This is a genomic window from Shewanella colwelliana, from assembly GCF_001735525.1.
Classification (GTDB): domain Bacteria; phylum Pseudomonadota; class Gammaproteobacteria; order Enterobacterales; family Shewanellaceae; genus Shewanella; species Shewanella colwelliana.
Map to the genome: position 1 here is coordinate 94,440 of NZ_MCBT01000011.1, position 22,052 is coordinate 116,491.

A 22,052-nucleotide genomic window follows, 5' to 3' on the forward strand; every position below is an offset into this window, starting at 1 on the left:
ACTACTACTTGGATGGTACAAAAGACGAAAAGATGCCCCATAACGTCTTGAACTCATCTGGAATGATCTTTTCATCGACTTGTGCTTGTAAGCGATCAATTCTTTCTAGCAAATCCGGACTTAACGCAGCCGCTCGCATCAGTTTTTCATAGATTACACTGTCTTTGGTGAAGAACACACCACCAGCCCCCTCACCATCTCCCTTACCCACACCGTTCATCAAATCTTGCTTACTTGGGTCGATATGTAACAGCATCGCTATATAACTCATAAACTGTGAGCGATTCTCGAGCAGTTCATTGGTTATTGCCTTTCCACGGTCCAATTTACAGTTAAATATTATTTCAGCTTGAACGACTAAATTCTTAACCACTGAATCATTTTCAGATATTTCGAAGTGGATTAGCGCACTAATTTGGGAGGGTTTAAGGCTATCCCAAATAACCTCTCGAGCTAGGGCTCGAGGCTGTGACGCACTCAATATCGAAACCTTAACGTCAAAACTCTCCGGAGTCTCAACCAGAGCCCCATTTAAGGTCAGCTGATATTCGTCATCACCACATAAATCAACCTCAAGCTTCCAATCTGCACTAATTAGGCTGAACTCCAATAGACGAAGTGCTCGATCAGAGTCTTCACCTTCAGTTTCTTCTAATTCGCTGAACTCATGTTTTGTAAATAAGCCTGTGCCATGCTCATTAACCCATTGCTTAATCAGTGAATGAACACCAATTTGATCTTTGGAGCCCGTTAAACGAAGCATGAATTCACTATTCCTCGGGCTATTGGTTTCGTCTCCCATCGCTGCTTGAGTTGTATTTGCCGAACCAAGATGCCAGCTGGAAGTGGAATCTGTTTCGTCGACAACTAATAACTTTGCATGCAAGTTGAGGTCGTTTTCTACAAATGGGGACTGGTCCATTTCCTCATTTTCTTCTGCATCGATGAGGTGTTCGTTAAGTGCATAGCAGTGCCAACCTTCCAACGCTTTCTCGCCCGCCATGTCAAGCTCTTCTTTACGGCTAAATAAGTAACGTTGGTCATCAGGAGCAAAGGTACTGAGCCAATCTAGAGCTGCTACCTTGCCTCCACCTCTGATAAAAGGAGACACTGCGAGCATAGATTGATTACATTGCTCTAAACGGATTGGAGTCTGTCGTTTGTTACGCTCATCAAAAAGAGTAGAGAGAAAGCCGAGTTTACTGATGTTATCTGGATTACCCCAATGCACCCTAACTAGCTCTTCTGGATCGATCACATCATCAAATGATTGCGTTGATGAACCACGATAAACCTCATCAAAAAAGTCAATCAATGGACGGTTGGCTGGCTTACGCTTCCCTCTTGATTCTCCATTAATTACAGCGCTAAGATCCCAACTGCGGTCAAACGTTAAATTACGTGACAACACTATCAAACGGTATTTCACATTATTATTTTCATCTGGGCTTTTGAACCGAAGCAACCACAACTTCGGGTGAAACGACGAAAACGCTGAATTCGACCCTCCGGCATTGGGGACTACAGGAATAAGGCTGTTTTCCAACAACCCAAATAAACTGTTGTACTTATCTGGTAACTTAATATTGCCCTGTTGGTAAAAAACCGTGAGTTTATCTCCCAACATTCCTAAAGCTTCCAGTAACGCAATTCTCATGTGCTCAACCGAACCCTCTAAGGTATGGCCAAAACACATGGCAATTGGCACCGTCAATAAGGTATTTAGATCCAAGCTATAAGTCGTGGCGATAGCATGAGTAAGCTCGTAACCTTCTGGTGCGATAAGCTGTTCGCCATAATCCAAGCGATTTTTATCAGGCACTAGCATCTAGCCCCTCCTGGATATCTTGTAAAATAACTCTGGCAGAAGGCCAACGAAATTCCAGTTTGCGCATTCCAACCCACTTTTGGTTTTCATTAAGGGCTTTTTTCAACAAACACCGAGCCCCTTTATTTGCTATAGCTTGTTGCTTCACACATACATCCAACTTATCTACAGCGACATTCTCGCGAATCAAGCTACACCAACTTTCGATAAACTGACGTGTGCGATTGTTTGCGCTTTTATGTGGACCGAAAGCAAACTCATACCAATTATCGATGCTCTGCTGTTCAAAGCTCGTATTCTGTTTATGAGCTTGGTTCAACCAAACATCAAACTCTTCATTCAACTGTTCAATCTGTTCGATATTTTTGGCACGTTGGGCTATGAGGGTGTTGTAACGAATATGCGCACCTTCAAGAACAAAACTAAATTCCAGCGCTTTTTCAAAACAAGCTTTCGTTTGTTCGGAAATAGGCGAGTCTTTTAGACTTTCATAAAGGGCTTCGGCCTGCCATCCATTATTGGTCTGCATATTAGCCATTTTCAACGTATCACCAACAAGGTTATGCTTGAATAGTTGAGCAGGAACACTATGTTCAATTTTATTCGAGAGCTGTAATTTATTTTTTAGGAATTCAGCTTCTTTACGTGTGAGATCTATTGATACTTGGTTTAACCAAGATTCATCGTAACCATCAGGTTTTGTCATTTGATGTGCAATATCAGAATGCAGCTCATCGTCATCTACATGGGTTTCACTCTTTTTGTTCGCTAACGCTTGATACTGGTTAGTAAACTCTCGTAAAGAAAGCTCCGTATTAGCAATAGACAACTGGCGTACCCCATTCCAATAGACCGAAGATGGCTTGCGAGCAACTCCCTTTTCTAAGCTGTCTTTTCCAATTATCCCTTTCGGCATGTCATGCCTATGGTTTTCAACTAAACATATAGCAAGCTTATCTTCCTGCTGGTTAATATATTCATCCAGAGGAGGTCTCTCATGCTGCTCTATTTTACGGTAGTCATAAAAGATATAAGGGATAGTGACAAAGTACTTAGCACGGGTTTGAATAGTAGAAAAACCAGGGAAAAGCTGATCGGCAAAAGCATCCCTTATTTGCCCTATACCTAACTCATCCAATGTCCCTTTTTCTTGCAACATTGAAAGTACTTGAGATACACGTTCTCGCTCTGTAGATGAAAAATCTATCCAGCCAATTAAACTTTTTTGTCGACTCACTCTTACCCCACTCTCGTCTGAAAAATCGATACTCAGCTTGCTCGATAAACTGCAGTCAAATCAAGCTATTGAATAGTAAAACAAATCATCCAATTAAAAGCTGCTCTAAATCATAAAGTACCAACTTTAAGAAATGGCATTCTGTAATGAATAAAATAATCGTCCTTGGTCATGACAAACTATTTAGTCTCTCTAAATACCATCCTAGAAAAGTAAGCTAGACCACCCGCATTCCACAGTTTTTTAAATATTCGAAAGTTTCACTATCATCGCACTTGATCACTAGTCCACTACGACCACGACTAAGTAGTACTCGATAACTCCCTTCTGTGTAATGGTCATATTGGCGACGGTGACGATTGTCCTCGGCTAAAACTAATTGTCCATCTCGGAATAACAAGTCGCTTCCCCAATTAAACAGTGCTAAGGATAACTCTAAGCCTTGGCAGCTAAATTCAGTACACGCGGCATCAAATCGACAACAAGAATTATCAGAACTTGGCGGCTCTACGTACCAGGGACCAATCCGTTTACCAGGCTTAAACTTGTCTTTTTGAACTTCTTCAATGAACTGTCCACCGTGACTCGACATCAACCAGCCACTTCTAAACGCATCCGGTTTTCGGTTTCCTTCATGCAAGGTGTTTTGTAGCTCAACTGAATAACGTTCCGCCAAGCTTTTACTCTGCGTGACTCGCAATGGATAGTCAGATTCAATGCTCAAAGCAACGTCACGTGCTAACGCTGAATTATTAGAAAGTACCGCTTCAATCCATTTGTCCAAATGTTCGGTATAAGACTGGCGAATAGGCGTTTTTAAATTAAACACATCACGTTTAATAGGCTTAATTAAACGCATGTTCTTAGCATGTAACGAAGGCATAATTGCAACAATGTTTCCGTTTTGCGCCCTAACTGAATTGTCTAAGTCTGCCAACATTTGCTCTAACTGCATCTCATTACGATGAATCGCCTGGCCATCGCCAACCAATAGAACCAATACACCAAAAGACTGACTCGATAACCAATTACAAAATAGCATGAGCTCTGACGGAGATTGAGAGTCCCTTGGGCTGGCTTTATCCCAAGCTCGTTGCGCTTCATCAAATACAACGAAGGTTTCTTTGCGCGACCCAAATGAACTTTTGATGTGCTTTTTAAAAATATGTAGGTCTTCAATCATGACTCTTCCATCAATAGCTCTGCCTAGTACATCCTTGCCTTTTCGCTTACCGTAAAAGTCTAGCGTATGTTGAAGTACCTGAACCAACGGGGCATTACCGGATAGAAAAATAGGCTCGCTCTGTTTAACGCTGTCATTACGAGCTACTGAAGCCACCGTGCTAATCCCCAAGAGTGTTTTCCCCGCGCCAGGACGTCCATGAACGACAACAACGTAACGTTTTAGCTTGGCCTTAGCATGCTGATAGAGCTTTAGAAGAGCATCTCTTGCTTCCTCGATATTTTCACTTGCCGACGTTTTTAATGTTGGAATTTTGGTATCAAAAAATACCTGTGCAGTTCCGTGCAGTATACTTGGCTGGCGATAAAACTCGCCCTTAGACCAACGAAGAACATCATAACTGCCTGTCTGTCTCAGCGACGTGATCAATTGATTAGTAAGTAAAGGAGCTTGACCTTTATCAGCTATCTCACAAACAACACCAGAATGTTTGAACTCCTTTGCACCAGGCTTTGTTAATACTAGGTATCCATGTCCAACCAAACCTATCGATTCACTGTGATAACGAAGCATGGTTTGTAAATCTGAATTCGCGCGTAGGATCTCATGCTCTGAGGCTTCCGTTTTATGTTTGAACTCAACGACAAACAAGTCTCCTGTAGGAAGAACCAAGTTGACGTCTGCAGCTCTCTTTCCCCCCTCACCTATCAGCTCTTGCTCAAAAGCGACCCAGCAAGTTTCAGGGTTAGTGTTAGATTCCCGAACGACATGACCAAGCATCGATTTCATCAAGTCATATTCTGTTTCCCATGCAAAACGTTGAGCGGGTTCTAGCTCCAGGGTCCAGTCGAGACTCGAGTGAAAAGAAATGAGTTCATTGATAAAAACTGTCTTATCAACTTGAAGAAACTCTTGCCAGGTTCCATCCCAACCCGCCTTTAAATCCATTTACTTATTCCTTAGAAGGTTTTTTGAAGTCTTTCGACAGCAGGAAGATCAGCGGCAGCCCAATCCACCTCTAAAAGCTGCTCTTTAGAGAGCCAGAGAGAGTCAATGTGTTCGGTAAGCTCAATGTCACGAGTAGGAGTTTCAATAACGAAACAATGCATGGTGATATCAAAATCAGGGTAACTATACTCGATAGTTAGTAAAAGTTGAGGTTCGGTAACAGCTATTCTTAATTCTTCCTCTAGCTCCCTAGTAATAGCGGCTATTAGTGTTTCACCCGCTTCTACCTTTCCACCAGGGAATTCCCATTTCTGACTGATATAGTCGAGCTTAGACGGCCCTCTTTGGACCGCCAAAAACTGACCACCGTTCGTCAGCACGGCTGCGACCACTTCGATATGTTTCTTACTCATTTTCATGCTCTTTTAGTAATTGCTTACAACGAAATGTCAAAGTCTTTACATCCTTTGTGTCATCAACGATGTGCATCTTCTTGTGGCAGTTAGGGCATAACGCCACTGTATTGTCTGGCGTGTCATCGCCATCGTTGGACAACCATACGATATGATGCGTCTCAAGGTAAGGTTCACCTTTAGCATTGTTAAACGGAGCTGGTTTCAAGCAAAGCTGACATTGACCTTTAGCTAATCGCTTAGCAAGCTCAGCTACCCAAATGTTTCTCTCGTAGCTTGTCGATTTCTGTTGATAACGTGTTGCTGTTTTTCGAGCTTTTGCAGCTAAAGCCTGCAGCTCTTCAACTGTTAGCTTTCTGGCTTTGCGAACTCGAACGTTTTCTATGTTCTCTCGGTCTTGTTTTTGAACCTGACGCTCACCAGAAACCAATTTTAACGGGAAGACATATACCTTTCTTGGCTTCCCCTGCTCATCTGATTGAGTTTCAGAGTAAGGAGTACTATTGAGTTTAACCTCACCAACGTACGTGTATTCCTGATCTTTAAATACTTCAAAAAGGTGCACCGATACGCCGTTAATATCAGATTCTGCAAGAGTTTTGTTCTGTTGGAATGTCAGGCTCTGGTCCCCCTTGCTTCCCATTCCCGTATAATGAAGCACATCACCGGACCATCGATCATCATAGATCGACTTTATGTGATTAGAGACAATAACAAGCGTATTAGTTTTATGCGCTCGACGCATCCCACCTTGGGGACTACAGCCGAATACTTCACATAGAACAGTGTTGTTTAGTTTGGTGCCTGGAACAAGTTGGGACTCATGAACCATTTAATTTTCCTTTATAAAACTGTTTCATTCAGTTCACTTCTGCCACTTCTTACTTTCTCGAAGTTCCGATAAGTACTTAAATGGAAAAGGTTTCACAGTCGCAAGCTTATTGCGAACAAAGTAGCTCTTGGTTAGTTCTAAACAAAACTGCTTTAGCTCATCAGGCCCCTCAAGGAACCTTACATGGTTGAACTGACCACGACTAAACTTGAAGCCCCCCTTTTCACTGCCAACAAAATAAGCAGAGTGTTCGGCGTCATAAAAATGCCCAGTTAAAGCTTCGAGATATTCATTATGTTCACCTTTTAGCGAGTAATTGAGCATTACGCCTGTCTCTTGAAAATAACCATCAATAAGAGCTTGCTCAGCATTGGAACGGTAGCCGATCTTGGCCGCTTTAAGGTCTTCTTTATAAAACTCGCTCTGCAATGGGTGCATCGCCAACATGGACTTAAGCTTGCTATGTATTGGATCATTTACGTAAATAGAATCTGAGAGATACTTATCGATAAACTCACGACTTATGCCTTGTTGGTTACTCGCTTTTAGATGTGCAAGCACTTCGAAAAGCTTTTCGGCATCCGGAATTGCGGCTATTTCTTCATGAACAATCGTACAGATTTTAGGAGGCTGTTGCGCCATATCTATCACATAATTCAACGTTTCAAAATAGCGCTGCTTTTCAGGTAGTTCTATATTGAGGTCATCAAAGTAAAACTCATCTTGCTGCTCATATTGAAAGCAACCATTATCACATTTTAAGATATGGAAAACCGGGTCCTGATTACGATACTTAGAATCTTCTCTCTCAACAAACCAATAATTTCCCTCCAATTTTTGAATAAGAAACTGACCTTGCAAACATTCTTGTTTTATCGCCATTTCTTTTACTACGGCATCAATAATTGGGCTCAGCTCGTTTCCTTTTGTTTTTGGGCGCACATTAGTAATCGTCGAGTTATAGATACTTTGAGTCGTTCTTTCTGAAGAATAAAAGCCTGACTTGGGATCTGTGAGCCCTGCCTTTTCATAGTCTTCGGCACTATCTAAGATGACAAGTAACGGTTTTCTGGCGTCGATATCCTCAGCTTCAATAAATTCAACTTGGACCGGCCACTGCTGAAGTTTCAGCTTCGAAAACCCATCCTTTCTCAAAGACGCGTTCATGATCTGTAAGCCACCAGCATCATCGATAACTTGATAGATACGCTGATACACCTTTTCAACATAGCTCTTTTTGTAATGCTCACGCCAACTGGCCTCTATGGGTTTTAGTTGAAGAGATAAACAGCCAGAGAAATGTATATTCATCAAGTTTACGAACTGGTAAATGGCTCCGGTTTTAGTCTTTTGAAGCGAGATCGGTTCTTGACCAGTAATGTCGATGGCATTCGTTGTGAATTTTTTCTTCCCTGGGCTATGTACGATGAGATTACCCTTAGCGTTGCGTCGCAATAGCCCGCTTTCCATATCAAACTCAAATTTGGCTTGTTTTTCAATATAACCTGGTGGCTTGTATACCGTTTCTATCGGTGAAAAAGTAGTCCCGTCCATGGATATGAATAAGGATTTGAAGCGTACGCTGTCCCTAAGTTCAAACTTTAAGCATTTATAGACGGTATGCTCTAAGAACTTGTCTGGTTCCACAAAAAGAAACGTCTCGCCAAGTCCTGAAAAGAACTGACTTGACGCGACCTTACCGAGAGCTCGTACAAAAAGCCGCCCCAATAGAAGCTGGTCACAATCTTCGAATTGCACGCGCTCAAAGGCGATCTCTGCCGATTCAAGTATGGGGTTGTCTTGTTTATCACGTAGTACCCAGTAGTTACCAGAGTGTTTTATAAGCGCCTTAGGCGTGGAAGATCGTTCCACTATACTCAGTTGCTTCGCGTAATCTATCTTCCCCATGCTTTTGTCCAGCGAGGCTTTGTAAATAGCGTACTTTTGGTTTAATGCATTAAAATCAAAGGTTAGGTCAATGAGGGTGGTTAAACTTCGGCTCATCTTCTTCACTCCGCAAATTGGTTTAGCAGTTCAAGTAACTGGGCCATTGGTGGAACATTGTTCGTTCCTGACACATCATCGATAATTCCAGGGATTTCAATAACGTCTGCAAGCTCTGGATTGGCATGTTCCACAAACTGCTTATCATCAATCACATATTTTCGTGAATTAATTCCTTCCGCTCCGCTCCAGATAGTATTGATATACAAAGCTTGAACGCGCTTATTTGCAAACTCGACGGGAGAGTTCATCCTAATTTTATCCAACTTGATTTTGCATTTATCCAAGGTGTTGTCGTGAACCAAGCAGCCCAGTTCTAAATCCCAATGTTTGACATCAATCAACAAGATTTTGTTACCAAGTTCGATGTATCCATCAAACCACTCCACACATCCATCAGGCATAGCTCGGACTTCGTAGCCAAACTCCAATAAAATAGCACTAACAGCCTCTTCGCCAAGCGCCCCCATGTAGAGGTCAAACATGGCCGGAGCTAATACAAACCGGCTACAACCAAATTTAGTCGCATAACCACGAGCTTCAAAATGTGCCAAAACTAAAGGATTCCGCATAAGTAAAGCCAAGCGTGCTGAATGCTCAGACACTTCTCTTAATCCAGAGACATCTGCCGGGTTAACGAAAATTTCGGTGATACCCTTCTCATCGGAATAGTTGATTTGATATTCGTACTGACCTAATGGTTTCTGCACATCAATATAGTAACGAACCTCTTCGCCTATTGGCGATTCCAACATAGCAGGCTTTTCCAACATCCAGGATCGTAATCTCTCGTACTGACCGATGGCACTTTCGTTCTGATGCTCATACACGCTCGTTATTAACCTTTGGATATGTGCATAGTTTCGCGAGGCTCTCGGGTGGTAGGACATGCTTTGCTTATCATGCTCTTGTGCTTTATATCGACGCTTTATATCTGTTATTAATGCTCTGTACTCATGTGACAAATACGAGAGATTACGACTATCTTGGGCTAACGTTTCAACAAAATCAGTAACTGCGTCATACATGATGGTAATTTCAAGTTGCTTCCATTCGGTACGACACATTCTACCAAGCGCTTGTTCGATGAAACGATAAACCGCATATCGATAGTCTTCGCTACCTTTATAGGTGCTGATCATAGAGCCAACGGCAAAGCCATTTACCTTTGGTGCAATAAGGGACTTGAGTTTCGATTTCACGTCGTTGGCAGCGACAATTCCTTTTTCATGAAGCATTAGCGCATCATGAATGTTCCTTTTAATTGCAACATCTCGTTCCTTTGCCGTAAGCTCTTCACCAATTCGGCTACCAATTAAGCTCATAGGTTGCTCTAAATAGATTGAATCAATATCGGTTTTATTCTGAAGTGGCTCATCCCCCTCTGGACCGATGTAAGTCAACACATGTTTTTCTGCAATTGTGTAGGACGGTGACAATCCCGCCCCCGTCGCCTGATAGTTTGTAATCACTGCAACTTTTTCAGTAGTATTCTCCAACAGGTTTAATATTTCTTGAAATTTATCATTCCTGAATGAGGCTGCATTAATGTTCTCAAAAATTATGACACCAAACTTTTGACCAACTTTCGCCACAAAATCCATAAACTCAAGATTCTTATAACTTCTATTGAGCATGCAGAAATGGTATCTGTTGTCAGGATGCAGCGAAAACTGACGAATGGATTCAATTAGTTTATTGGCTCTGGCTACTGCAAACTTTAGTTGCCCTAACTCCACGTTCAATAACTTACACAACTCATTTTCAAGCAACGCAGGGTGGCATTTTGTTCCTTTGAATTCTTGATACAATTCCGCAACACCACCCCAGTCCACACGCTCAGATATACCTTTTATGCTAACTTTAATTTGGTTTTCTTCGTACCGACGCTTTTCACAGTATTCCTCTTGGATCGCCGCTTTTTGTGCTGGTTTAAGAAGAACTAATCTCTCTGACAGAACATCACTTAAATACTCGAGGTCAAAGTTATGGATTGCCGTTCGACTCGTGGCAGTTGCACTAATACCAAGGACCCTAGCCCCAGCCAAAACCCAATGAGCAAGCAAGCCAGTTGAAGTTAATGCTAAATCAAACGTGTAAGCGGTAGCGGTATTGTCCGTTTCACTGTACTTTGCAATGTTAGCAATTTCGTATCCGCTATCGTGGAAACTATAAGCTTTATGTTCATTTTGGACTTTGAAGCTTAACCTGGCAGAAATTAACGACATGATGCTTGGTGTAAGGTCCACCAGCCCCAAATTATTAAGCACTTTGCCTACCAGGTTCTCGGTAGTATAGATTTTCGGGGTATCTAAACTTTCTAAGTTATTTTTTAGCTTAAGAACCGCACTTAGCATGCCATTGCAGAATACTCTAACAAGCTGGGCGCCATTGTTCACAAACTGTATTGCACTTTCGGTGCCAGAAGGACCAATCTCATGGCTGCCTAATGCATGGTTAATATTTGAACTTAGTGCTTCATGCTTAAAGTTGATGGCGTGAATGGACATCCTGTCAGAAAGAAGAGTAAATATCCGGTTTTGATTTTCACTCCCTTGATGAATTGTTGCGTCTGTAATGAAGGGACGGTAGTTAATAAACCATTTATCTTTATAATCCAAAAGAGCATTACGAAAGCGGTCAAAGCACTTATCAACCCCATTAAACTCGGGCGAACCGTGGATTTTGAAGCTGTCAAAGCTCGAATAGAACTTACGTGTTAAAGCAATGACGTCATAGTCTGAGACCGTATTGATTAGATGGTTAAGAAACTCAACTTGCTGACGATCAAACTCATCCAGGATCAACAGGGAGTTATCAATAAAATCGCTAATTCTGTAGCTTTTATTAATACCATGCCATGGGTAGAGCAACTTCGATGTAGTTAAAAACAGTACTTGTGTTTTGTCGTGATCAATCCTTCTTGCCGGAAATATTCGGTCTAGAACATCATTTAACTTAGGTTCCTGGATTTCTTTCCCTTTTAAGCATGCCTTTAGCAATGTGAAAATCTTACTGCGCTGTGCACGTAAATCCTCATCAAACATCACTGTATTGCTACTGCTTTTTGCTTGTTTTAACAATTCGACCTTATCGAATATTGTTTTAACTTCTCTTTGTTGTTGTATATCGAGAATCTCGAATATTGTAGCCCAGTCTTCAACCGTTAATTCGGCAATGGAGGTATCTTGGGCTGGAATCCAAATGACGTTACGTTTCAGCTCTGCTTTCTGTGAGGCGCTAAGTGCGACCTTTCTATCAATCCGATCAAGCAGAGCCTCATACGCTTCCTTGACGTTAAGTCTCAAGTTCGTTGAGTAAATAAGTGTTATCTTTGAATCAGCTATAAGGTGTTCGAGTTGAAGTTCAGTGGCCTGATAGGTCTTCCCAAGCCCCGTTTGGGCATCAACAATTGCCAAAAAACCCTCTTTTGACTGACAAGTTTCAGGACCTGCCATTTCTAGATAAGTTTCAAGTAATGCGCTCATTACACTCGCTCCAAAATGTTTCCCTAGCAGTTAGCCACATACTAACTTGACGATAAAAAAGCCAAGAAATATTATGTCGCTAATGAAGACAGGTAAATACTGAATACATATACACGTCGCATAATTAGACAGGAATTGGAAAATGAGTAAATGGCCAATAAGATGGGATCTACTATTCCGCTACAGGATGATAGAAGTCATTGCTTTATGGGAAGGAAGGTTAACAACCAACCACCTTATTCAGAATTTTGGTATTGGTAGACAACAAGCTTCAAAAGACATCAACACTTACCTTACAGATGTAGCCCCTGGCAACCTTCTCTATGATAAGCAGCTGAAAGGCTACAAACCCAGTAATAGCTTTATCCCAAAGCTAACTAGCGGTCATGCTGATGAATATTTACACATTCTTTCAAGAAGTGAAGATATGTCCATCACATTTAAAGAGCTTGATATGGGCTTTGAAAATACGACAATGGTCCGGCCGGTGACACGTAGCATTACACCTGAAATTTTACGGCCACTGGTTCGGGCTATCAGAGAGAAGAAACGTGTCGATATAAGCTACACATCTCTTAAAGATGGGCAAGAAGTTGAGCGAATAATTTCGCCTCATTCACTAGTTTGCACCGCTTTACGCTGGCATATCAGAGCTTATTGTGAATATGCGAACGGTTACCGAGACTTTGTACTAAGCCGTATAAGAGGTATACCAGATATCAACGACAAACTAGTGATGGGGAAAGCACAGGACACACTGTGGAATACGCACATTACCGTAAAACTAACGCCAGATTCAAGACTGACAGTAGACCAAGCAGCTGTAATATCTAATGATTACGGGATGAAAAACGGCGAGCTTGTAGTATCAACTAATGCAGCACTCATTAGATATGTATTAGATGCTTATAACATCGACATCCATACTTTAGATTCGAATCCTCTTGGCCAGCAAATTATCGTCAAAAACTTCGATGACATTAAGCGATACTTAAACTATCTCTAATTATAAATTGTTAGTTCCTTTATTTAGTAAATTGCTTATCGAGTTTCTATCGATTAATTATTGACAAGTTTCACATGTTTTTTTAATGCAACTTTTGAGTTATAGATGCCAAAATAATTAATCGAGTTGGCATGTAGCCATAGTCCCGCTATTATCTGTGACGATTCACAAATCTTGTGGTAAAGCCGCTGTGATTAGGCCGCGATTTAGCCTGTGTAATTGATCAATAAACTGATCAATATCATTTGCTGAGACCTGTTCCTTTAGTGCTTTAACTTGGCTATGAATATTTGCTGCAATGGCCAAACTAAGTATAGAAAATGGGATTGTAAGTGCTTTTGAACCAAACGCTTTGCGCAGGCTAGCTTCTATTTTCTTTTCAATTAGCAAGGTGATTTTATTGGTGGCCATTTCACGGTCTGCCCCTAGGGTATAGCCCAGTGAGCGGCGTAATTGACTATTGGTTTTCACCTGTTTGATAAATACCCTCAAGCTATCACCAGCCTGTTCAGCTAACCAATCGGACTCGGTTTGATAGTCACTCAACATTTGTTCAAATCGGCCCGAGTGGAGCAAAAGTAAAACATCCAACTTTGAACTAAAATGGCGATAAAATGTGCTTCGACCAATGGCTGCGCGCCGCATTAAGTCGCCCACTTTAACTTGTTGATAGGTTACCGAACGTAAGCTTTGCATTAATGCAGCTACGATATTCTGTTTTGTCTGATCACCCTGCCCGACTTCACCTTGCTGCATCACACTTTGATCTCTATTAATTAGTTATAGAATATAGATAAGTAGGAGGCAATTTAGTTTCTCTTCAGCGGAATAAATTTAATTTATTTGGGACAGATCACCGTAGTTGTCTCTCCTTGGCATATGCTTGAGGGATATATCCTAACGCCACTATCAACCAAGTGGAATTAACATGAAATATCTATTCGCAATAAGTTTGAGCCTTTTCAGCGTAAGTTGTTTGGCAAATATCGAACAGGCAAAGTTACCGCAAATGAGCAATATGTATAGCCACAATGAGCATCTCATTAGCGCTGGTTTACCTAAGTCGAGTGATTACGCGCAGTTAAAGGTGGCAGGGGTGGATACGGTTATTAATCTTATTCCACATGATAGTGAGTGGGATCAGAAAAATGGATTTATTGCCGACCCCAAAAGTGCGCGTGCGAGTGGCTTAATTCATTATACCGTTGCATTTGAGTCGACTGCACCTGTTGCCACAATGGAACACTTTATTGCTGTGATGGATAGGTTATCTGTTGCCGAGCAAGATGTGCTAGTCCATTGTGCGGTTAATTGGCGAGCATCAGCCATGGTCTATTTTTATCATGCAATAAAGAATGGCAAAGCTGATAAATCGGAGTTGAAGCCTTGGGGCGATCTGAATGCAGCTTTTATTGAGTCCCCTTCGCTTAAAAACTTCTTTAATGTTATTGAAAAACATTATCAATTAACACCAGCTTTATAATAATTAATTCAATTAGGTTAATCACTGAGCTTAAAGTTCTAGGTGTATGACGGCAAAAATAGAGCAAGCATAAAGCTTGCTCTATTTGAACCGATTACTAATTAGTTACTTTTATTAATAATGTAATGTGCAGCTGACTTACCAGCTTGGCGGCCAAAGACAACAGTATCAGCAATCGCATTTCCGCCTAAGCGGTTTGCGCCATGAACCCCGCCTGTAACCTCACCAGCTGCGAACATGCCAGGAATAACCTGGTCATTTTCATCTCTAACCTGAGCTTCTGGCGTTATTCCCACACCTCCCATAGTGTGGTGAATAGCAGGAGCTGTATCAACAAAATATAATGGGAACTTAAGTGAACGTGCCATAAACTCACGCCCAAAATCTGGATCTGTTCCATCTTTTTGGTACATGTTGTATTGCTCAATAGATTCTTTTGCAACAGAAGGATCGATATTGACCTTCTTAAAATCATCATAGTTTTCAATTTTGGTGAGCATACCTAAAGGTTCAAGCCCTTTAACTTGACCGACTTCATTCATTATCGTGTCATCCCAAACTAACCAAGCACTTTTTTCTTTTAACTTCCAAATACATTCAGAAACTTTATCCCTAGGTCCCATCTCATCACAGAAACGTTTTCCTTGGTGGTTTAGCAAAATAGCTCCTGCTCCACGTATTGTCCCTGTAATAACTAGCACTCCATTACCAGCAGTTGGGAACGTTTGGATCTCTTTAAGGTCAACCATCTTGGCGCCTATCTCCTTAGCTAGACCAATACCATCACCAGTATTCCCTGGAGCATTGGTAGAAGGTGTGCCAAGCAAGTCAGGCCTGTATTGTGCAACTAACTTATTATTCCAACCAAAGCCACCTGTAGCCAATACAACTGTTGGAGCAGCTATGAAACGAAGTCCTGAGTGCTTGCCTTGTACGACAACTCCTGCAATTTCACCACTCTTAGCACGAACTATCTTCAATACCTTGTTATTGGTTTCGACTTTCACACCTAATGCATCTGAATTACGTTGAAGTACTGATATCAATTCAGGCCCATTTTTCTTACCTCCTGCTGGTCGATGAAGCCTGTCAGCTGTATGCCCACCTCCACGTCTAGCAGCTGAAAAGTCTCCTCCTAATGCTACCAACCAGCTAATCCCATCGGCACTATCTCCTGTCAGCTTCTTTACTAGCTTAGGATCATTAATATTGTGACCACCTTTCATTGTGTCGTTATAAAACTGCTCTACACCATCCTTATATCCTAAACGTGCCTGAGTTATTGTTTCAGCTGCAGAGTAACCACCTGCTGATAGTTGAGAGTTACCACCTATGTATGGTTGTTTCTCATAAATCACAATATCATCTAAACCAGACATCTTTGCCTGAACCGCAGCAGAGTATCCTGCGGAACCAGCACCAATGATAATCATCTGATGTGTTTCAACAGGTCCTGCCATGATCGCTTCAGTTAATTGCGCTTGAACGACCTCATCAAATTTATTAGACGCTTCTAACTTGCCATGCAAGAAAGGCATTTCGAACTTTTCAGAGAAGCTCTGATGACAAGTGATACAGTTCATCACAGGTTCTGTATGACCTGAATGACAAGAAGTACAGCCAATATCAACTAAATGATTATGATGAACGGATAAATCTTTCTCCTTTAACTCCTGCGTAGCCATGGCATTTAGATCTCCGTGACAAGAAACACATGCTTGATCTTGTTCAAGCTGACTATCTTGAATGTTATCCACTCCAGTCGCATGACAATCTTTACACTCAATTCCAGACTCATTATGAAATTCTGCGAGATTATCTGCTGCATGAGCAGAAAAGCTTGCAAAAATAACTAATGAAAACAATGTTAATTTGTTCATCAACTTACCTTATAAATAGTGTTTTTATAAATATTCCTAAAAAGAAACGTTTTGCAGTTCCAAGCAAAAGTAATTATTCAATAGTTAAGAAACCATTATTATCATCAACTTCTACTTTTTAGTGGGAACTCTAGAGTAATAATAAATAAAAAAGAAGTTGATAATGGGATCTGAATAACATTTTGACCACACTGTTAAACATTAATATACATCAAAGCAATTAAATTAAACTGGCAAACGAACGGGTTAATTTAATTACTCTGTCAGTTTATTTACTTTCAATTCAGGCAAGAAAACTAAACCGACAGAGTAATAAAGATAAGCAATAAATGTAAATTGACAATTCAATTTAATTGATACCATCATTTATTTATAAGGAAAAGAATAAAATGAGAACACTCCCACCAATTAAATCTATTATTCACTTTGAATCTGTTGCACGCTTTCAGAGCTTTAAATTGGCAGCAGCTGAACAGAATGTGACACCAGGTGCAGTAAGCCATCAAATAAACAAACTGGAAGAGTTTATAGGGAAGCCTCTTTTCATTAGAGGAAATAGACAGATACAGTTGACGAGTTATGGCCTTAGATATTACTCTCGGATCTCTATAATTCTCAAGAATATCGAAGAAGCCACAATTGATCTTGGGATTGAAGGGAAAAGGCCACAAATTAGACTTGCTGTGCCGCCATCTTTACTAAAGAATTGGCTATTACCAGTGTTAATGAATAACGTTAGTTCAAATATCAACAGCAATATCGAATTTGTTGACACACTAGACTATTTAGATTTTTCTAAATCAGACTTAGATCTTGCTATTCGATATGGTTACGACACATGGGAAAATATGTATTCTGTTCATTTATTTGATGAGACCATGATACCTGTTTGTCACCCTGACTATCTAAAGGACAAAGGACATATCTTTGATCAGGAGACGATCGACAAAAGTACGCTTATCTATACCAATAACCGACTAGTACAATGGGACATCGTATTGCAAAAACTAAATCTATTAAGCAACAATCTAACACAACAAAAACTTACTTTTCAGAATTCTATCCAGTCCATTGAAGCAGCAAAGCAAGGTGGAGGAATAGCCTACGTAAATAGCATATTAGTACAGAAAGAGTTGAAAAATGGACGGTTAATAAAACCTTTCGATATAGAGATACCTGATCACAAATCTCCTTCTTATCACTTAGTTACGACTTATGAAAAAATGCAACATGAATCTACAGCAAAAATGTACTACACAATCTTGGAAAACAGTAAATATAACGCTTAACTAAAGCTAAGCTTTAATACTATTATTAGAGAAATTTATTCAAGCCATCTAGAAAATGTACAGTTTAATTGCTCTAGATGGCGGAGAAGAGACTAGCTAACACAAACACGGTCCCTTCCACTTTGTTTAGCTCTATATAAAGCCTTATCAGCTAAAGTCAGAGCACTCTTTATCTCTTCAGCATTTCTAAAACCTGCAACACCAACACTCATAGTGATGCTTAAGCACCTCTCCTCAACGAAAAAATTTTCCTTTGAAATCAGAAGCCTTAGTTGATCGCACACCTCTTTTGCTTGTTCAATTTCTGTTGAGGGCATTAACAGTATAAACTCTTCTCCTCCACTTCTCGATAAGACATATTTATCTGAAACTTGCTCTCTACAAAAATTGGCAAAGCCTACCAAAATTCCATCACCAATATCATGACCATATGTATCGTTAATTTTCTTAAAGAAATCGATATCGAAAATGGCAACAGAACCATAATCCACGACGCTATGGAAAGTTTTAATTCTATGCTCAAACCCTCGTCTATTCAGCAAACCAGTTAAAAAATCAGTATGAGCCTCGCTCTCAAATATAAATTTCTGCTTTTCACTACCTTGATATTTTTTGAAATACTTTATAGGCAGAAAAACTAATATAAACATAGTTAACAGTGAGATAAATACGAAAGTTCTGAAATAGATACTTGAATTACTTTTAGATACAGATAGCTCCCACCTAGTATTGAAGACACTAACCTCACCTTTTAATGGCGAAGCTTCTATGCTTCCTTTTGAACTGATCAGTTTTTCGCCCCCCCCCTTGCAATCAGGGTTGTAGCCTAAAACCACATAGTTATTAACACCATGCCTTGATAGTAAGTCATCCACAACATCAATCATTGACTCTAAATATATTATTGAAGATGTAAAACCCCAAAACTCATTATCTGTTTTAATAGTTCTTCTAACAATAAATGCTTGCTTGCCATTCTGAACTAATTTCACGGGACCAATAATTATGACATCTTTTGTTAATATCGACGCCTGGCTACCTAGCTTTCTCTTCTCATCACTTAGAACATCATGTCCAATTGCACTTTTATTATCATCATAAGGATAAACATAAGATACAACTCCATTTGGAAGAAGGAGAATTGAATCTATATTGTTATAACCTTCAAGTAATTTCTTAGCTGAGCTATTGAACTTTTTTAATGTAATACTTTTCTCATCAGATATTTCTATCATTTCCTTTAATACTTCAGATGAAATCAAAGCACCATTAAAAATGGTCTCCAAGGTTTTATTTAAATCCGCAATAACATTAGATAAAACTTTATCACTCCTCACTTTATCTAAGGAGCTAACTATAAAGTTCGTAACAAAAACAAAGACCATTAACAACACAAATGCAAACATCTTATTTAACATTTACAATTACCTCTTATATAACTAAGCACAAACTAATTAAGCTATTACCTAACAAGTGAAAAGATGAAGCATTCATAAAAAAGTTAAATGACTATTTTAATACTCTCTCATATAAGCAGGGTGTGCATTATACGTACAACCTGATTATTGTCTATATAAACAATATGTACTTAGAACTTATTAATAAAGGAAAGACTATTTACCATTTTAAAATGTTGCATCATAAAATATTTGGTGACAACTTTGTAAAAATTGAGAAGTTAAAACGTAATCAAGCACATTTATAATAATGTAAATATTTAAATGGAAGAATCAAGCTCTACACTCAGGAAATAGGTAAACCATTCACCTTTGCCTGATAACTTTAAGATTTGTGTTTCTATGCCTGATACAGCTTTACTAGATAGCAAAGAAGACCCCTAAAGGCCTTCTTATAAGTTAAATGCTACCACTCAAATCGGCGAACACGATAATAGAGACCATTACGCCAATGGAAAATATCGTCTGAATAGCCGCAATTTGGACTTCTACCTTCTACACTTATAGGTAACAACCTAAAGTTTCATAACTCTATTTCTTAAGTAAGGAGTTAATTATCAGTGCAGCACATACAACATATCCCAATATGGGATATCTTTCAATCTAAAATATCATCAGGCCATGAAAAATAATAAATGGTCAGAAAGAGAAGAATCTCTTCGCAATGCTTTGAAAGCAATGCGTAAAAGTGCGGGTTTAAGTCAGAGCCTACTCGCTCAAAAGTTAGACAAACCCCAAAGTTTCGTGTCTAAATACGAAAGTGGTGAACGACAACTTAGAATTTTAGAGTTAGAACAAGTCTGTATTGCTTGCGGAACAACCGCACATCATTTTTTGAAGATGTTTAGCGGTTTACAACCTTTAACATTATAAAACATATAGTTACAAATCAGCGCATTGCCTAATTAGTAGGTTTTTTTATTGTTCAAATATTAGAGAGGTAGTCTTCACTTCTGTAAAGCTACCTCAATTTCATTGCCTTACAACCGAATTTTTAGCCCGAACCTAGACTAAGTGAATGTCATAGGACTGGTACAAGGTCAGCTAGAAACACAGTCCCTTTAAAATAATGCTCATTATCAATTAGATAATTAACTGATAAGCCCACTTTTAGTCCATAGCCGTTCTGCAACAACCCAAATATCAGAAGGTTTACAATCCAGAGCGATAGCTAGCTTCCAGACAGAAGTTACCGTAGCTTTCGCAACACCTCGCTCAATGCCAGATATAAAGGAACGCGCAAGATCTGCTTGATCTGCTAACTCCTCTTGATTAAGTCCTAGTTCTATACGACGAAGCTTTACCGCTTTACCGAACGCTAAGCCAACTTTTAACACTTCATCATTATCCACAGCGATCTCCAGAATATAAATATCTGATGATTTTCACGTAGATTCAGATAGACTAACCACGCACTAAGAGCTACCATGCAACCTCTATAGAGGTCATTTAAGTTTAGACTATTAATCCCATAATCAAATTTGAATCATACCTATGCTTTCTTAACTAGTTCAACACACAAACAATGTAACAAAGGAGTAATACATGTCAGTCGTTAAAACTATGTCAATTGTAGGGATGGGCTTTTTCTCATTATGTTTGATACTAACTGTAGCGTTTGCAGAGACAGATCTGGAGGCTGCCGCAGGCTGGGGTATGTTTGCAGCAATGTACGGAATTGGATATTCAATAACGGTTTACATCAAAACTAAAGGTATTCAAAAACCAACTTCATAATTTGGGAGAAAAACATAGGTGTTTAGCCTCTTTTAATTCAAATTTGGAAATATTTTCATCTATATATCATCTTTATGCTGTAACCAATAACAGCACAGTAAAGCAGCTGGTGGACAAGATGCCACCAGCTGCTTTTTACTTTCTACTGATTCATTAAGGAGGCTTTATGCCTATTGCATTTATCGCAGGCTTTGCGGTTGGCGTGAGTATTTACCAAGTTTTAAAGGAGCAGAACTATGTTTAATTTTGTGATGCACAAGCCAATTGCAGAGTTATTTTTGCTTGGTGTTATTGCTGGTTATAAGTGGGCGGTTGAATCGGATAGCTAAAGCATTTTAGCTCAATATCATGGGGAGTCTTATGGGCTCTCCATTTATGCAGTCAATCATTCACTAACCTTTCCATTCCGTAAGTCTCGTTCTTCAATCCGCTCTAATATCCATTCTTGCACTTCATTGTCTACCCACGCTACAGCACGGTCACCTAATGATACTGACTTAGGGAAAATCCCTTCTTCTATGTACTTATAGATTGTTGAACGTGCTAAGCCAGTACATGCGATTACATCTTTGAGTCTGATTAGTTTCATGATGAGGTCCTGGTAGTTAATCTCATTCAATAACCAGAGCTAGTAATTTTTAACCTGTAACGGAGTACTTAACTCTTTTCCCCGCCCTTCAAAACCTGCAAATACAAAACCTTCCTGCTACATAGCCAGCATCTAGAAAAGTTCTTAGATCTATATAAATACAGTAAATAAACCCACAAAACACTTTAAGGACCCAAGTCATGCATACAGATAATCGACTCAATCCACTAAAGCATTGCCCACCAACGACAGATGAAATTTTGGCAAGTGCTGCAAATATCATTGCTGAGAGATATGTTAATAAAGACGCCTTTTGCAATCCAGAAGCAACCAAGCAATTTTTAACTTACAAGCTAGGAGGATATGAACGGGAAGTCTTCGCTGTAATGATGCTTGATAACCAACATCAGCTCATTGAACTCAATGAACTGTTTTACGGCACGATAGACGCTGCAAATGTATACCCAAGAGAAGTCGTTAAAGCAGTATTAGCCGTAAATGCTGCAGCGGTGATCCTTGCTCACAATCACCCATCCGGTGAGGCTGAGCCCTCTCAAGCTGACAAACTAATCACAAAGCGTTTAACGGATGCATTGGCTCTGATCGATGTACGAGTACTCGATCATATCGTGGTAGGTAAAACACCAGTGTCATTTGCTGAACGTGGCTTGCTATAGC

The 22,052-nt window shown here is 39.9% G+C and carries 18 protein-coding genes; 6 read left to right on the top strand and 12 right to left on the bottom strand.

The features are described 5' to 3' along the window. Nucleotides 1-4 precede the first annotated feature (4 nt). The 7 genes from BEL05_RS04085 to BEL05_RS04115 all read right to left on the bottom strand — a co-directional run bounded on the left by BEL05_RS04085 (nt 5) and on the right by BEL05_RS04115 (nt 11,933). Nucleotides 5-1,828, bottom strand: coding sequence for a phospholipase D family protein (locus BEL05_RS04085; protein ID WP_069670363.1), 1,824 nt, complete (start codon nt 1,826-1,828; stop codon nt 5-7). Beyond that, the gene (locus tag BEL05_RS04090) at nt 1,815-3,065 is read right to left on the bottom strand and encodes a DUF6361 family protein (protein ID WP_069670364.1); all 1,251 of its coding nucleotides are present in this window, start codon (nt 3,063-3,065) and stop codon (nt 1,815-1,817) included. The genes BEL05_RS04085 and BEL05_RS04090 overlap by 14 nt, the downstream gene beginning before the upstream one ends. Nucleotides 3,066-3,282: 217 nt before the next feature. After that, nucleotides 3,283-5,196 (bottom strand): DNA/RNA helicase domain-containing protein, encoded by a 1,914-nt coding sequence (locus BEL05_RS04095; RefSeq protein ID WP_069670365.1) that lies wholly within the window; start codon nt 5,194-5,196, stop codon nt 3,283-3,285. An 11-nt stretch (nt 5,197-5,207) separates the two neighbouring features. Next, entirely contained in the window at nt 5,208-5,609 is a 402-nt protein-coding gene (locus BEL05_RS04100; RefSeq protein ID WP_069670366.1) for a (deoxy)nucleoside triphosphate pyrophosphohydrolase, read from the bottom strand. After that, nucleotides 5,602-6,441, bottom strand: coding sequence for an HNH endonuclease (locus BEL05_RS04105; protein ID WP_069670367.1), 840 nt, complete (start codon nt 6,439-6,441; stop codon nt 5,602-5,604). Before BEL05_RS04105 ends, BEL05_RS04100 begins: the two co-directional genes overlap by 8 nt. 33 nt (nt 6,442-6,474) lie before the next feature. Beyond that, the gene (locus BEL05_RS04110; protein ID WP_069670368.1) at nt 6,475-8,445 is read right to left on the bottom strand and encodes a hypothetical protein; all 1,971 of its coding nucleotides are present in this window, start codon (nt 8,443-8,445) and stop codon (nt 6,475-6,477) included. Nucleotides 8,446-8,450: 5 nt separating this feature from the next. Continuing rightward, nucleotides 8,451-11,933, bottom strand: a complete 3,483-nt coding sequence (locus tag BEL05_RS04115; protein ID WP_069670369.1) for a hypothetical protein — start codon at nt 11,931-11,933, stop codon at nt 8,451-8,453. Nucleotides 11,934-12,075: 142 nt separating this feature from the next. On the opposite strand from BEL05_RS04115, the gene BEL05_RS04120 reads away from it, so the two are divergent. Next, nucleotides 12,076-12,939, top strand: a complete 864-nt coding sequence (locus BEL05_RS04120) for a helix-turn-helix transcriptional regulator (RefSeq protein WP_069670370.1) — start codon at nt 12,076-12,078, stop codon at nt 12,937-12,939. 165 nt (nt 12,940-13,104) lie between these two features. Here the strand turns inward: BEL05_RS04120 and BEL05_RS04125 are convergent, their stop codons facing one another. Continuing rightward, nucleotides 13,105-13,695 (bottom strand): TetR/AcrR family transcriptional regulator, encoded by a 591-nt coding sequence (locus BEL05_RS04125; protein WP_069670371.1) that lies wholly within the window; start codon nt 13,693-13,695, stop codon nt 13,105-13,107. A 172-nt stretch (nt 13,696-13,867) separates the two neighbouring features. On the opposite strand from BEL05_RS04125, the gene BEL05_RS04130 reads away from it, so the two are divergent. Beyond that, a complete protein-coding gene (locus BEL05_RS04130) occupies nt 13,868-14,422 on the top strand; it encodes a protein-tyrosine phosphatase family protein (protein ID WP_139151812.1) in 555 nt (184 codons plus the stop codon). Between the two features lie 101 nt (nt 14,423-14,523). Here BEL05_RS04130 and BEL05_RS04135 read toward each other — a convergent pair whose 3' ends face one another. Further along, nucleotides 14,524-16,302, bottom strand: coding sequence for a flavocytochrome c (locus tag BEL05_RS04135; protein ID WP_069670373.1), 1,779 nt, complete (start codon nt 16,300-16,302; stop codon nt 14,524-14,526). Between the two features lie 389 nt (nt 16,303-16,691). On the opposite strand from BEL05_RS04135, the gene BEL05_RS04140 reads away from it, so the two are divergent. Next, on the top strand, nt 16,692-17,591 hold the full coding sequence (locus BEL05_RS04140; RefSeq protein ID WP_069670374.1) for a LysR substrate-binding domain-containing protein: 900 nt from the start codon (nt 16,692-16,694) through the stop codon (nt 17,589-17,591). A 92-nt stretch (nt 17,592-17,683) separates the two neighbouring features. Here the strand turns inward: BEL05_RS04140 and BEL05_RS04145 are convergent, their stop codons facing one another. Continuing rightward, the gene (locus BEL05_RS04145; protein ID WP_083250294.1) at nt 17,684-19,009 is read right to left on the bottom strand and encodes a sensor domain-containing diguanylate cyclase; all 1,326 of its coding nucleotides are present in this window, start codon (nt 19,007-19,009) and stop codon (nt 17,684-17,686) included. Between the two features lie 660 nt (nt 19,010-19,669). On the opposite strand from BEL05_RS04145, the gene BEL05_RS04150 reads away from it, so the two are divergent. Next, nucleotides 19,670-19,921, top strand: coding sequence for a helix-turn-helix domain-containing protein (locus BEL05_RS04150; protein WP_069670375.1), 252 nt, complete (start codon nt 19,670-19,672; stop codon nt 19,919-19,921). Nucleotides 19,922-20,139: 218 nt separating this feature from the next. On the opposite strand, the gene BEL05_RS04155 is transcribed toward BEL05_RS04150, so the two are convergent. After that, nucleotides 20,140-20,400 (bottom strand): helix-turn-helix domain-containing protein, encoded by a 261-nt coding sequence (locus tag BEL05_RS04155; RefSeq protein WP_083250295.1) that lies wholly within the window; start codon nt 20,398-20,400, stop codon nt 20,140-20,142. Nucleotides 20,401-20,593: 193 nt separating this feature from the next. Between BEL05_RS04155 and BEL05_RS04160 the strand changes: the two genes are divergently transcribed. After that, the gene (locus BEL05_RS04160; protein WP_069670376.1) at nt 20,594-20,785 is read left to right on the top strand and encodes a hypothetical protein; all 192 of its coding nucleotides are present in this window, start codon (nt 20,594-20,596) and stop codon (nt 20,783-20,785) included. A 385-nt stretch (nt 20,786-21,170) separates the two neighbouring features. Here BEL05_RS04160 and BEL05_RS04165 read toward each other — a convergent pair whose 3' ends face one another. Next, nucleotides 21,171-21,374, bottom strand: coding sequence for a helix-turn-helix transcriptional regulator (locus BEL05_RS04165; RefSeq protein ID WP_069670377.1), 204 nt, complete (start codon nt 21,372-21,374; stop codon nt 21,171-21,173). 200 nt (nt 21,375-21,574) lie between these two features. On the opposite strand from BEL05_RS04165, the gene radC reads away from it, so the two are divergent. Then, nucleotides 21,575-22,051 (top strand): RadC family protein, encoded by a 477-nt coding sequence (gene radC, locus BEL05_RS04170; RefSeq protein WP_069670378.1) that lies wholly within the window; start codon nt 21,575-21,577, stop codon nt 22,049-22,051. Nucleotide 22,052 lies beyond the last annotated feature (1 nt).

Excerpts from the sequence above, each read along its gene's own strand:
- BEL05_RS04085 (WP_069670363.1), bottom strand. The coding sequence starts at position 1,828 with ATGCTAGTGCCTGATAAAAATCGCTTGGATTATGGCGAACAGCTTATC.
- BEL05_RS04095 (WP_069670365.1), bottom strand. The coding sequence starts at position 5,196 with ATGGATTTAAAGGCGGGTTGGGATGGAACCTGGCAAGAGTTTCTTCAA.
- BEL05_RS04100 (WP_069670366.1), bottom strand. The coding sequence starts at position 5,609 with ATGAGTAAGAAACATATCGAAGTGGTCGCAGCCGTGCTGACGAACGGT.
- BEL05_RS04105 (WP_069670367.1), bottom strand. The coding sequence starts at position 6,441 with ATGGTTCATGAGTCCCAACTTGTTCCAGGCACCAAACTAAACAACACT.
- BEL05_RS04110 (WP_069670368.1), bottom strand. The coding sequence starts at position 8,445 with ATGAGCCGAAGTTTAACCACCCTCATTGACCTAACCTTTGATTTTAAT.
- BEL05_RS04115 (WP_069670369.1), bottom strand. The coding sequence starts at position 11,933 with ATGAGCGCATTACTTGAAACTTATCTAGAAATGGCAGGTCCTGAAACT.
- BEL05_RS04120 (WP_069670370.1), top strand. The coding sequence starts at position 12,076 with ATGAGTAAATGGCCAATAAGATGGGATCTACTATTCCGCTACAGGATG.
- BEL05_RS04125 (WP_069670371.1), bottom strand. The coding sequence starts at position 13,695 with ATGCAGCAAGGTGAAGTCGGGCAGGGTGATCAGACAAAACAGAATATC.
- BEL05_RS04130 (WP_139151812.1), top strand. The coding sequence starts at position 13,868 with ATGAAATATCTATTCGCAATAAGTTTGAGCCTTTTCAGCGTAAGTTGT.
- BEL05_RS04135 (WP_069670373.1), bottom strand. The coding sequence starts at position 16,302 with ATGAACAAATTAACATTGTTTTCATTAGTTATTTTTGCAAGCTTTTCT.
- BEL05_RS04140 (WP_069670374.1), top strand. The coding sequence starts at position 16,692 with ATGAGAACACTCCCACCAATTAAATCTATTATTCACTTTGAATCTGTT.
- BEL05_RS04145 (WP_083250294.1), bottom strand. The coding sequence starts at position 19,009 with ATGTTAAATAAGATGTTTGCATTTGTGTTGTTAATGGTCTTTGTTTTT.
- BEL05_RS04150 (WP_069670375.1), top strand. The coding sequence starts at position 19,670 with ATGAAAAATAATAAATGGTCAGAAAGAGAAGAATCTCTTCGCAATGCT.
- BEL05_RS04160 (WP_069670376.1), top strand. The coding sequence starts at position 20,594 with ATGTCAGTCGTTAAAACTATGTCAATTGTAGGGATGGGCTTTTTCTCA.
- BEL05_RS04165 (WP_069670377.1), bottom strand. The coding sequence starts at position 21,374 with ATGAAACTAATCAGACTCAAAGATGTAATCGCATGTACTGGCTTAGCA.
- radC (WP_069670378.1), top strand. The coding sequence starts at position 21,575 with ATGCATACAGATAATCGACTCAATCCACTAAAGCATTGCCCACCAACG.